7 protein-coding genes are annotated in these 13,688 nt (G+C 40.4%); 4 read left to right on the top strand and 3 right to left on the bottom strand.

All coding sequences use genetic code 11. The features are described from left to right. Positions 1-26 precede the first annotated feature (26 nt). Positions 27-1,163 (bottom strand): DUF4221 family protein, encoded by a 1,137-nt coding sequence (locus tag ACXACJ_RS02835; protein ID WP_475132754.1) that lies wholly within the window; start codon positions 1,161-1,163, stop codon positions 27-29. Positions 1,164-1,373: 210 nt separating this feature from the next. Between ACXACJ_RS02835 and ACXACJ_RS02830 the strand changes: the two genes are divergently transcribed. From ACXACJ_RS02830 to ACXACJ_RS02820, 3 genes are all read left to right on the top strand, one after another. Beyond that, positions 1,374-2,093 carry a ceramidase domain-containing protein gene (locus tag ACXACJ_RS02830; RefSeq protein ID WP_475132753.1) on the top strand — a complete coding sequence of 240 codons (720 nt, stop codon included), beginning with the start codon at positions 1,374-1,376 and terminating at the stop codon, positions 2,091-2,093. Between the two features lie 104 nt (positions 2,094-2,197). Continuing rightward, positions 2,198-3,421: an NAD(P)-dependent malic enzyme gene (locus ACXACJ_RS02825; protein WP_475132752.1), complete on the top strand. Its 1,224-nt coding sequence runs from the start codon at positions 2,198-2,200 to the stop codon at positions 3,419-3,421. 82 nt (positions 3,422-3,503) lie between these two features. Next, entirely contained in the window at positions 3,504-3,785 is a 282-nt protein-coding gene (locus tag ACXACJ_RS02820) for a DUF427 domain-containing protein (RefSeq protein ID WP_475132751.1), read from the top strand. A gap of 724 nt (positions 3,786-4,509) precedes the next feature. Here ACXACJ_RS02820 and pbpC read toward each other — a convergent pair. Next, complete coding sequence (gene pbpC / locus ACXACJ_RS02815) at positions 4,510-6,966, bottom strand: penicillin-binding protein 1C (protein WP_475132750.1); 2,457 nt, start codon at positions 6,964-6,966, stop codon at positions 4,510-4,512. 69 nt (positions 6,967-7,035) lie between these two features. Next, entirely contained in the window at positions 7,036-12,585 is a 5,550-nt protein-coding gene (locus ACXACJ_RS02810; RefSeq protein ID WP_475132749.1) for an alpha-2-macroglobulin family protein, read from the bottom strand. 318 nt (positions 12,586-12,903) lie between these two features. Here ACXACJ_RS02810 and ACXACJ_RS02805 point away from each other — a divergent pair, with 318 nt between their 5' ends. Next, positions 12,904-13,686, top strand: coding sequence for an HNH endonuclease (locus ACXACJ_RS02805; protein WP_475132748.1), 783 nt, complete (start codon positions 12,904-12,906; stop codon positions 13,684-13,686). Positions 13,687-13,688 lie beyond the last annotated feature (2 nt).

Genomic DNA, 13,688 nt, shown 5'->3' with positions numbered 1-13,688 from the left:
TTATCTACTGATATTCAAACCGACTTTTAGTTCACCTCGAATAATCGAAACTTTAAGTAGTCTTCTTGATTTTCCGGGCTGTTGGCATGGTTCATACTTACATACAAACCTTTTTCACCTACAAAACAATTGGTAGACAGATAGGTATCCTTTGTCAAAAGCTTCTCTGAACGCACATTCAAATCCTTATCCAAAACCATAATTGAGAAAACACGAGGGTTAGCAATCAACTGAGGCCATTTGCTACTGTCAGGCTCCTCCCCAAAAGGGTAACAAATACGATAATACAGATCTCGATACTTATCGTAAAGCACAGTGCCATAATGCTGGCTTGTTGCATAGTACCTCAGTCGATCTTCTCGGGAACCAGCTAATGGAAGAGCATCAAATTCAGATTTGAAAAAGGAACTTTGGGCAGAAAAGGGCTTTAATTCCGAATAAAGATTTTCAGCCTTATAGAGTTTATGATCTCCAAAAAATGAATACACAAAGGATTCTCGGTTTGAAATCATGCTAAACTCATAATGCTTTGTTTTTTCTTGCCAATAATCATTTGGAAAATAGTGTGGCAGAAAACTCAAGCTATCAGCATTGGGATTATATGCATAGCTCAAATGTTTGGTGGAAAGTTGTGCGTTCGTCAAGTTGCGATAATTCCCCATGAAAAGCGTTTTGAAAACTAAACTTCCTTGGTAAAATACTGCTGGAGCTCCAAAAAAGGATGAAGAAACCAAAGGTGTATTATAAATATCGGAAAGTGGAAAATCAAGTTTCTGAATAAAAGAAGCCGCTGTATCGGTTAAATAAATGGCCTTTCGCTTATCCGTAAATAAGTAAATACTGTCTAAGCTATGAACCAAAAAAGCAGAGATAGCACCAACTCCCAGCTCTCCTTCTTGCTCAAAGGCCTTCTTGCTAGAAAGTCTTTCAGCTTTCAAATCGTAAATCTGAAGCTCATTCCTATTGGGGTTCAGTGTAAACAAATACTCACGATTACCATTTTGAAAGTATTGCAAAAACGGAATTACGTTAGCCGTTTGCTGATCCACTTTCATTCTTAAAACGCCACTTTCTTTTAAAGAAACTTCCTTTGATTGTTTCTGCTTGGCCTGGGAACAAGAGAATAGAATGAAAATGAAAAAATAAAAACACTTAGAGTTCATACAATAATAAAACTATCGAATTAGTTTTAAAACTAAAATACCAAACTTCTGTTGAGCATATCAATAAGTAAAGCCTGATTGTCCTTTCAGAAAATCATGTTATGTAAAATCTAAAGCATCAGAAAAAAACGTATGTAGAATGACAAAAAAGGCGATTTCAATCAACTAATTTCTTCGAAGTTCAGTTGTTAGATGAGAATAAAACCACTTATGTATTTCGGACGAGCACAGATAACCGATGGCGGACCATGGTACGCTGAAACTCATATTACCGATCATCTCATCGTTGAACCTTGGAACGCATTTTCTTCCTTGGCCATTGCTGCGCCTGCCGTCTACTTTCTTTGGAAAATCAGGAAGAACCCCAAGCAATACGGTTTTCTTTTGGCCTGCATTCCCTTTCTATTTATCAATGGTTTGGGAAGCACACTATTCCACGGCTTACGCACTTCCAAATATTTTCTATATATGGATTACATGCCGGCCATGATTTTGACCCTGATGATTTCGCTTTATTTCTGGGCAAAAGCCTTACCTAAATGGTGGATGAGCTTCATCGCAGTCACTCCTATTTTCTTGCTGCGTTTTGGCATTATAGACTATATACCTGGGCAAGCGGGCATCAACACGTCTTATATGCTTAGCGGAATCACCTTTTTATTACCCATTTTCTTGATTCTTCAAAAATATGACTTCAAGAAAACCTTGAACATCATTTTAGCCGCGCTCTGTTTTATCATAGCCATATATTTTAGGCAGGCCGATAAGGAATATGTGCAATACATTTCGGTAGGAACACATTTTCTTTGGCACATCTTTTCCGGCATTGGTGCATTCTTCCTAGCCGACTATCTCTTCTTCATCAGAAACCAAGATTTAGAGTTGAATGCTGAAGTAGAAGCCGAAAGACACGCGGATGAAAAAGGATAATCTTCATTCATAAGGTTTTAATCACTTATTAAAAGGGATATTCATAACTTGCAGGCCAATTTCAAAGGGCAGGATCGACTGCCGTTTTGAGGGAGGAAAAAATCATGAAAGAAGTTTACAAAAAGTCTATCGAGCTGCATAATCAACTCGAAGGCAAAATTGAAATCAGCAACAAAATGGAGGTCAGCAGTAAAAACGACCTCTCTCTGCTATATTCACCGGGAGTGGCGCAGCCTTGTTTAGAAATTCAGAAAGAACCTGAATTGGCTTACGACATGACCATAAAAGGAAACACAATTGCCGTAGTTACCAACGGTACTGCCGTTCTTGGTTTGGGCAATATTGGCGCTTTGGCCTCTATTCCTGTAATGGAAGGAAAAGCCATGTTGTTCAAAAAATTTGCTGGTGTAAACGCATTCCCAATCTGTTTAGACTGCAACGATACCGATGATATCATTGCTACCATCAGAAGAATTGCGCCAGTTTTCGGAGGAATCAACCTTGAAGACATCAAAGCCCCTGAAAGCTTTGTGATTGAACAAGAACTTCAGGATTTGGGCATTCCCGTTTTCCATGACGACCAACATGGAACCGCCATTGTAACGCTTGCGGCCTTGATCAATGCGGCCAAAGTAGTTGGCAAGAAAATCGAAGACATGAAAGTGGTGATTAATGGTGCAGGAGCTGCCGGAATTGCCATTGCAAAGTTATTGCGTTGCTATAATGTTGAATCTGAACTCTGCGTTTCGATTAAACAATTGATTGTAGCCGATAGCCAAGGAGCCATTCACAGAAGAAGACATTCGCTAAATCCTGCCAAAACTGAACTCTTGAAATACTCTAACTTCCAGGATGTTGAAGGTGATATTCATGAAATTATCAAAGGAGCAGACGTATTTATTGGGGTAAGCCAAGGTGATGTTCTTACCAAAGAAGACATCCAAAACATGGCCGACAATCCGATCATCTTTGCAATGGCCAACCCAGAGCCAGAAATTCACCCTGAAGAAGCTTTTGCAGGCGGAGCAGCGATTGTAGGCACGGGCCGAAGTGATTATCCTAATCAGATCAACAATGTTTTGGCCTTCCCTGGAATTTTCAAAGGCGCTTTAAAAGCAAGAGCAAAAACCATTAGCACCGAAATGAAACTTTCGGCTGCTTTTGCCATTGCCAATAGCTTGGAAAACCCTACGAAAGATGAAGTTATTCCTTCGGCATTGGATACTAGCCTAGCCGAAAAAGTTGCAAATGCTGTAGAGCAGGCGGTATACAGAGAACGCGCTTTAGAAGAAGAGATTAGAAAAGAAGAAGCTAAAGAGAATAGCTAAGCAAAAGCTAAACTCATCCAAAAGAAAAAGGGTTATACTGAAAGCGCCACCGCTTAAAGTGTAACCCTTAATTTTTATAACCATGAAAGCCATTTGGAATGATACTGTAATTGCCGAAAGCAACGACACCATTATTGTTGAAAACAATCATTACTTCCCTCCTGCCTCTGTTAATAAAGCCTATTTGAAAGCTTCAGAAACGCACACAACCTGTCCATGGAAAGGAGAAGCCAGTTATTACACCATCGAAGCCAATGGCAGTGAAAACCCAGATGCAGCTTGGTTTTACCCAAATGCAAAGGATGCCGCCAAGAATATCGAAAACTATATTGCGTTCTGGCGTGGTGTGAAAATTGAAGAGTAAGGCTATATTTAAGCTTTATTTTTTAAATGGAAATTTTCTTAAATATCTCTCTAGTTCTTCTGGGGATCGCTTTGATTATTGTGTTTTTCAAAAGCCCTTGGGAAATAATCAAAAACTTTTTCAATGCTATTTTTCATCAACTTAGAATCCTGACAATTCCCTTTGAAATAGGCCATATCATTGTCAAAATTTTCAAACCTGATAAGAGCGAGCATAAACTCGAAAAAAGCTCTAAAAACAAAGAAATTCAGTTAACCAACAATCAGTGTTTTCTATTCATTTATAGCAATTATTCTTCAAAGGAAATTGAGAATGACATAAATAAATACTTGAAAATAAATGATGACACTAAGAAAATTTCTCATACAATTCTGAAATCAGATGCTTTGACCACTTTTGAGTTAAGTAAGGTTGATCATCTTTCTCAGTGTGCACAGTTATTAGAGCTGATAACTCCAGAATATGGATCCAATAATTGCTATATCTACATAAAAACATCAGATCAGAGACTGTTTTTGTGCTATGATATATACGAGGGAATTACAATTGGAAAAACAGATAAGAACATAAAGTTCAGTCTCACTATAGATAGTTTTAAAACCAATAGCCTAATTTTGATTGACAACTCTCTAAAATTCAAAAGAGGTTTAAATACTGAATTCTTCGAGTCAAAACTACCCCCTCAAACTGTCAACACATAACTCTAGCTCAATTAAGCCAGATACTACTTACCAGAACTCTCTAGCACTTCGAAATATCTTTGAAGTTGGTTTCCTTCTTCATCCACTACCGTAACGGCATGTTGCCCGGCTTCTGGGGAAAAGCTCATTTCGTGCTTACCTGTTGTAGTTCCAGCGTAATGATCGTCTAAATGCCAATGAAGCTTGCTTCCACTTTTTCTATGAGCCACTTCAAAAACCACCGCTTCCTTAAACCCTTCTAAATTTGTGGGGATGTAGAGCTTTGCGTTGGGTTCAGGATAGATCATATCCATTACCGACATGTCTAAAGTTTCTCCGTAACAATCATTTCTCAAAGGCGGTAATTCGCTGTAGGTAGGATTCTTCTTTTTATAATACAAAGCCATTTTGGGTGGCAAAACAAACCAGTTTTCGGAAACCATATCATTTACCGACATACAATCTCCGTTCACTCTGTAACTTTTAGCAGCGTCTAAATGCACTCTTTTATGATATGGACTGGCTTGCGTATTCAATCCTGATTTGGGTATAAGAACGGTGTCTACTTGAATGGAAAACTGAGAAGCCAGATACCCACTTTGCCGATCTACGGGAGCATAAGCCAGCTCAGCCATGGGCGCATTGAACCATGAAGTTTCAGGCAGCATATCGAAAACATCGAACAGGATTGGAGCCGCAGCTTGAATTCCCGTGAGTCCCGGCCGGCCTTCTCCATCGGCATTACCTACCCAAACCGCTACCACATATTCAGGAGTAACCCCTATAGCCCATCCATCTCTAAACCCAAAACTAGTTCCTGTTTTCCAGGCAATTTTTCTAGAACTGGAATACATTTTCCAAGCAGCATCTTCACCTGGCCGATACACTTCCAACATGGCTTCAAAGGCAAACCAAATAGAAGATGCACTTAACGGCTCTTGCTTTTGCAGTTTGAGGTTTATCTGCTGTTCATCTTTTTTCTCTTCAGAAAGATTGAGAATCGATGACTGTATGAGCTTCTTCTCTACATTTGGATCATCATGAAGATTTTCAGATTGATCATAATTGGCAAAGTCTAAATCCGAACTTTCGTATCGCATTTCTGCTGGCCTTCCATTGAATGCGGACAAGGTTCGAGCCATGCCAGCATAAATATTAGCCAAATCCCAAAGTGTACCTTCAGAGCCTCCCAGAATCAAAGACAATCCATAGTGATTCGCTGGCTGCTTCAAAGTGCTCATGCCCATATCTTTCAACTTCTGATAAAAGCGAGGATAGCCGTATTCTTGCAGCATATTCACTGCAGGAATATTGAGAGAACGCGCCAGAGCTATATCGGCAGGAACGGCTCCATCATAATCCCTCGAATAATTTTTAGGTGTAAAATCCTTGAAATACACTGGCACATCGGGCAATAATGTTTTAGGCAACATAAAGCCTTCATCCAACATGGCAGCATAAAGCATAGGCTTCAAAAGACTGCCCGTACTTCTAGGTGCTTGAATCACGTCAACTTCCCTACCGCTTACCGCGGCATCTTGATCATAAACATTGCCCACATAAGCTTTTACTTCTTTTTGTCGAACATCGATCACCAGAGCAGCGGCATTTTCAATTCCATCGAGTTTTAAAGTTGCCGCATGATTCTTTACTACTCGATCGACACGCATTTGCAAAGTGGCATCCAACGTAGAGGAAATCACCTGCTGAGCCTTTCCTTGTTTAACTGAAAAGTCGAGTAGGTGTAAGGCCTTCATAGGAATTTCGTTGGGCTTATCAGGAATTGGTTCTGCTTTAGCGAGTTCCAAGCTGGTTTCGTCAAATAGACCTTCTTCATAAAGTTTATCGAGCAATCTATTGCGTTTGGCCTTTAATGGATTTGTATTTCTCCCTGGATAAAGTAGTGAAGGTTGATTGGGTAAAACGGCCAACAGAGACGCTTCTGCCCAAGAAAGTTGCTCTGGGTTTCTTCCAAAATAACGCCACGAAGCAGCTTCAATACCCACCGTATTTCCTCCGAAAGGTGCATGCGAAGCATACAATTTCAAGATTTCTTCTTTAGAATACCGAAGTTCCAAACGAGTGGCCAACACAGCCTCAATCATCTTTTCCCAAATACTTCTAGACTTGCCTCTTCTATACAAGCGGATTACTTGCATAGATAAAGTTGAGCCTCCACTGACTACTTTTTGAGATTTGATATTCTGAAGAATTGCCCGGCCCATGGCCAGAGGATCTACGCCAAGATGATGATAAAAACGGCTGTCTTCAAAAGTCAAAAGCGCCTGCTCATATTTAGAAGGAATGACCTTTACCTCAGGAAACCGCCATTGGCCATCTTTTGCAATTCTAGCGGAAAGCAATTCTCCGTTGGAAGCGTTTAGAACCGTGGCATAAGGATCGTCAAACAGGTTTTTGGGCAGCGAAAAATAATACATCACCAACAACACGGCTGAAGTCAACATTAAGCCATAGCGATATTTGATAATATATTTCTTCATGAATTCTTTGGTGAGAAAAGGCTGGAGAGGCCAAAATCGGCCCATCCAACCTTCTTCATAAAATGAACCTTAATTCACCCTTTTAATATTTACCCATTGCCCAGGAATACGAGCGTTGATCGTGTTGTCATACATGGCCTGCACACTCACTGCTGGCAAATAGAATCGACCTGCATAAGTGGCATTTAAAGCTACCTTAAACACTTTCTTCTCATTAGGCCTTAAATCGAAATAAGTGTAAACCCTATCGTCACGAATATCCTGATAAGTGTAAGGTTTACTGCCTGTACTTCCTGGCAAGTCGTTCAGCCTTTCATTTAGAATTTCCCAACCAGAGGGGAATACCTGACTTAATGCCAAATCCTTATAAACACCCTTAGTACCTGGATTGAATACCGTTACTTCAGCGATAAAATCAGCACCCTGACTTAAGGTTGAAGGATCAACCTTTGCGCCATCTCTGTCGGTGTATAAAACAGAAACCTTCAACCCACTTTCAGAAGCAGTTTCTGTACCAGCTAGAGGTTGCCCCGTTCTGATCAAACGGGCGAATAAAACACCATCACCAGAATTGGTTACGGAAACCTTACCCGCTTTACCACCTTCCACAGGAACATTTATCAGCTTCAAAGGCTTAGCAGTATTTAGCTTCTGAGAGGCTCCCCCATTCAATGCATAATTAGCTTCTAAACCTTGGGAAGTTTTATCGACACCAGCGAATTTAATCACCCCCAATAAGGCATAGGCCGTAGTTTGTGTACTCATCCAACTGTCGGCACTCAGGTTATCAGCGACTTCTCTCAACAGCGTGAGCCCTTCATTTTGCATGTTCATCAAAGCTAAAGCTTCCAAAATCATAGCATTATCTCGGGTAAGAGAACCATAATAATAGTAGTTCGATTTTGGTTTGGCTTCTTTCGGAACTTTAGAAACGAGTTCTTTAGCCACATTAACACGACCTGTTAAAGCATAAGCCGCTGCTAATCTCCACTTAGCTTCCAACGAAAGATTTTCATCTTCGCGCAAGCGGTTCATGGCTCCTAACTCAGGGCTTTGGGCCAAAGCCAAGGTGTATAAACGATACGCCTGAACCAGATCATCATTGTAATCTCCATCTCGCGCCCATCGTCTAGCTTTTCTGCCTTGGTAAGTCTTCCAATTTCTAAGCAAGTTGGAAGGAATATTGTATCCCTTATTTTTTGCTTCAAGCAAGAAATGCCCTGCATAATTGGTTCCCCAATCATTCACATCGCTTTGCCCCGGCCAGTAAGAAAAACCACCTTCGGAAGTCTGGAACTTAGAAATTCTGTCAATCGCTGCTTTTACATTATTCTCAATTTTGAACTTTCTATCTCCAGATAAATCCATGATATCGGCCAAGAAAAGTTGTGGAAAAACAGCTGAACTGGTTTGTTCTATACAGCCATGCGGATAATCAATCAAATAATCCAAGCGTTTGCCTAGGTTGATCGGAGGAATTACAGAAAGTTCAAGCTGTGCTATATTCGTTCCAGCGAGTCCCATTTGATCAAAATCCTGCGACCAACTTTCTCCCGCCTGAATGGCTTTTGCCATAACATCCGTTACCGGTGGATTTGGGCTTCTCACATCAATTTCTACATCGTAAGTGGCCCTTTCGCTACCCGATTCAGCCACAATTTGAACCTTTCCAATACCTGGATTTTCAGCTACATCGAGTTCAAATTCCACAATCTGATCTCCCAACTGATTAAAGCGAATTGATTGCTGAATATCTCCTTTCACTTTTAGCCTGTCGTTCCCTTTTACAGAAACTTTCACATCTTTTATAGAAGGTTCCAAAGCAAAAACACTTACAGGCAATTTCACTATTTCGCCAGGGCCAATCACCCTTGGTAGCGTTCCTAAAACCATTAAAGGCTTACGAACAGGAGTTGCTTTTTCAGCTTTACCATAAGCTCCATCTTTGCCGGCAATCACCATTGTGCGCACTGAACCCACATAATTTGGCATCATAAAACTATGAGTTGCCGTTTTGCCGGCTTCTAATTTGAATGGCCCCAAATGAACCACAACAGGTTTAAATCTATTGGCTTTGGCATTTTCAGGCTTAGCATTGGTTCCATCCCCACCTATAGCTAGCAATCTGGTAAGTTCACCATTGAAAGCGCCAGTTACATCATCGTATAAATCCCATGTTTTAACGCCCAAGGCCTGTCTTGCATAGAAAGAATTCCATGGATCAGGTGTGGCAAAATTGGTAATATCCAGCAAGCCTTCATCAACCACTGCAATAGTGTAATTCATCGCTTTGCCATTTTGCTCGCTCACTTTTACTGTCACTTCGGATTCTGGCTTTAACACATCCAACATGCTGATTTCTGGGTTCAACCTTGTTGCTGGATTACTGACATTGATTGGCACAACTCCATAAAGCCTGATGGGCAAATCGTTTCTGGTTTGCGCATGAGGCTGAAGCAAAGTAGTATTTACATATGCGTTTGGAACCATTTCGGCCGTTGTGGCAAACTCAAACTCAGTTTGACCTTTGCCCGTTTCTACCCAATAAGAAGCCACAACGCTGCTTCCATTTTCAACACTTACCAAAGCCCTTCCTGCGGCATTCGAAGGAATCTTGATTTTTACTTTCTCACCTATATTATAATCTTCCTTATCCGTTGAAAAAGAAAGCATGGAAGCTCCACCAGGACGGTTATTATCTTCTGCCCAACCCGGCCAATCAAAGTAGGTTATTGCACCTGCGGAATGCTTGGAAATTGGGTCAATCACTCGGATGTAGTACCTACCCCAATCGCGGTTCGGAATGTTTACTTGAACAGAAGCTTTGCCATTCACCGTACTTACCTTCTTTCTCATGAAAGGACTGTTGTAATTTCGGCCGATGTAGCTGGCCAAATTATCATCATTACTGTTCCACCACCATCTCCACTGAAGCTTGAACACCTCGAATTGCAGATCTTTTCTATCGATTGGATCACCGTTTACATCCACAGTTACAATTTTTATGGTGTGGTCTTTTTCCGTTAGCAACTGGCCTCTTCTATCGCCCTCTGGTTTTTGAATACCTACAAACGAAGTATATGGATAATAAGGAATACTGAACTGATCGATACTGAAATCACCACCTGGCTCGAACACTTTTCCGCTAAAAGTTGCACGCAAAGCGCCAGGCGCATCTGATTGATTGCTCAATTGAATGTCAACATTGGCATGGCCATTTCCATCAATTTCTCCTGAAAACACACTGGTGGGTTCGTAGTAAAAATCCTTAGCTTGATCATCGAATTGATAATTCGGAAAATCCTCAAATTTGGTATCTGTTGGACTTAAATAAAGATCGAATTCTGCTCTAAGATCATGCGCTGGAGCTCCGCTCAACCATTGCACATTTAAATCGCCAGAGATGCTTGAGTTCCCAGCCAAAATTCGATCCTTACCAAAGTCAAGGTCGATTTTAAGGCGGTTTGGTTTAACTGTTTCTACTTTAATTCTTTTGGTGAATTCTGCTCCACCTATCGATACTTTAGCCAACCAATTTCCTGTAGGCGCTGTAGCTGCAGTTCTGGTTTTAAAATCATAAAAACCACCCAAAGCACCGTTTCTTACAATACGTTCTTTCGTATTTCCAGAAGGATCGATCAACTCAAAAACTACAGGGTGATCGTCTGGAATGTTGTTTTCTTTGTCTTCTAAAATGAAGTTGAGATAGATCTCGTCACCTGGTCTCCAAACTCCTCTTTCACCATAAATAAAACCTTTCAATCCGCGCTCAACTCTTGCGCCAGCCGTGTTAAAATTGCTCATGGAAAGAGACAGGCCGTCCATTAGTTTGAGGTAACCTCGTTCCGCTCCGCGTGAAGCCATGAGCACAAAAGGTTTTCTCTCCAAATCCACTTCGATTTTGCCTTCGCTATCGGTAGTTAAAGATGCGATAACATCTTCCTGATAATCGTAAACATCCACATTAATGCCTGAAAGCGGTTTTGTGGTTTTTAAATCCGTCACATAGGCATTGAGTTTGCGGTTATTGCCAATTTTGGCAATTAGGCCTAAGTCCGAGGCCAACACATTGCGACTAACCGTGCGCTGACGACCTGAATAATACGAGTCCGTACAAGGGTTATCGCGGTCTTCCCAACGGTAGTTTCTGCCATAGTAATAATTATAATAACTGTCGTAGTCTCCATAGCCATCTCCAGCATAAGCATCCCAATCATCCTCTTCAATTTCTCCAGAAAGCTCTAATTCTTCAGGGGTTTCAGAATCGCAGCCATAAAGCGAATAAGCTCTTTTAAAATCAATTCTGACTTGATAAATCGCGCCTGGTTCGGTTTTAATCATTTCACCCAAGTCGAGCGTAAAGCGATTCCACTTGCTCAAATCGAATACACCTGATTCATTCAAAGGAACACTTTTAGAAATCACTGGGCGCCCAACCCTGCGCAACTGCTCGCTGCCATCAATATCATTTACCTGTAAAAATCGAAGCGCATTTTTCTCGAAGATTTTGACAACGGTTACATCAACTGCGTTCAGGTTCACCGCTTCGAAAGGGAAAATCAAGCCATCGGTACTTGGTAAAATAGAGCCTTTGCCCACAAGCCTTACAGATGGCTTTATTTGTTCGAATGTGAGGTAATCTTCAAAAAACTCCTTCATTTTGAAATCGAGCAAATTTCGGATTCCCGGGTACACGTTTACCAACTTGGTACCCGAAATAGTTGAAGGCACATAAACTTTAACATTATTGGCATCTACATCGTAGCGCAAATTGCTTTCGCCTTCTATGGTAATCAGTCCATTTAAATCTTGATTCGGCTTTATGGGGTCAGAAAAGCTCACCAACACATGTGGATCTCCCACTTTAACCACTTTGGTTTCCATCACCTTAAAATCTCCCTGAGCCATTACTGGCACGGTAAGGTAAGCATCGCGCTTTACGCCCAACTCACTTCCTTTCACCTCCACATCCACTTCCGAAGCTTCGCGCCTGCGTTCTACCCCACTTACTTTAAATCGGTGAACGGTCCCATTTACTCTATCAATTTCCCAGTCAATCTTTAAATCAGCTCCTTCTTGTTTGAAGTTAACCGCTTTAATCACTTCCAACGAATCGGCATAATCTGCTGTAAATACCTGCCCTTCTACCACCTGTTTATTCATAGCATCAGATTCGTCACTGGCTATTCTTTCAATGTCCACATCATAATTCTGTGCAATAGTTTCAAAGCCAAAAGTGAAGCTCTTTTTGTCTTCTGGAGTAACTACAACCGCATTTAGATCGAATTGTCCATCGTATCGGGTACCGGATTGCAAAGGTTTATCTGGCTGAAATTCTACTACACGATTTGTCACCCAGCGTGCCTTTCCACCAATAGACGGATTGAATTTGAAAAGGCTGGTAGGGTCCGTGTTCATTTGCTGATCAGAAACCGATTCGGCCAACTGTATGGCAATGGCCGTTCGCGAGGAAACTTTGCCCGAAGTATATGACGAAATATATTCGGTAAATGAGCTATCGGCTCGCTGATCGAGCTTATTAATAGGTTGTTTTTTCTCCTTACAGCTGGAGATTAAAAAAAGGCACAGCAAGGCACCGAGAATGGAAATCCTGGACATGGTAGTGGTTTGAATAATTACAATAAGTGACCGGAACGAAGATGGTTCAATTTAAAATTACCGTTCCAAATAGATAACTAAGAAAGCTGTTTTTATTGCTTCCAAAAAGAAAAATAAAAGGAGAATTATAATAAAATAATGTCATGGTAATCCTTAATATTTGTGAACTACCTAACTCACGAAATCGGCATTGAGTTTAACTCATTATTTAGATCTGAAAACAAGCCGATTCTTTATTGAATACGGTGTAACGATTGAATAGAAAATATTAAAGAGATTTACTATTTTCTCACCGTAAATTCAATTCTCAATAGTCTAGTGAATTTTGCATTAAATATTAAAAACTGGTCTGAAGGTGGAAATTCTTACGTTCTCAAAGGCAATCCACAAAATAGATGGGTTGGCTTTCAAGAAAGTGTACTGAGTAAGCTCAAGAAAAAATTTGGGCTTAATTTTAATATTGTCATCTGGACATCTGAAGATGTCGAAGACGATTACTATTGCATACCATTTGAAGATTTAGATCATCTATTCAATTCGGAAAGAAAAACAACTGGCAAATTCCCCAATAGATGGACAGCAGTCATTATAGACCATAAATTTTTAATGCATGGCAATCAAAATTACTCGATAGATGTTTCCTCTCATTATGCAAAGAAAATAGGTTTAAGAGGGCATGTTGAATTTCAAGATGACTTTTACATTGAAAATGCAAGAGCCGAAGTAAATATTAGGATTGGCCAATCTAAATTCCGAAAAGGGGTTCTTAATAACTTCGGCAACAAATGTGCGATTACTGGTATAAGAGAGCAAGACCTTTTAAGAGCAAGTCATATTATCCCATGGTCTCACAAAAAAGAATTTAGAGGAGACATCAGTAATGGCATATGTTTATACGTTGAACTAGACTCACTTTTTGACAACGGCTATATTAGTTTCAATGATAACTTAGAAATCCTCATTTCTTCTACAACGTCTAAAATCTCGGATGATTTAAGTCATAGGCTGACTTCATTAAAAGGAAAAAAATTATCCGATGGAAAAAAATCGATCAACCGTTCCTTTCTCTCATATCATAGAGAGAAAATATTCAAAAAATAATT

Source organism: Roseivirga sp. AWQ4_251 (assembly GCF_056158225.1).
Note: the sequence above shows the minus strand (reverse complement) of the source record. Positions and strands in the feature narration are given on the sequence as shown.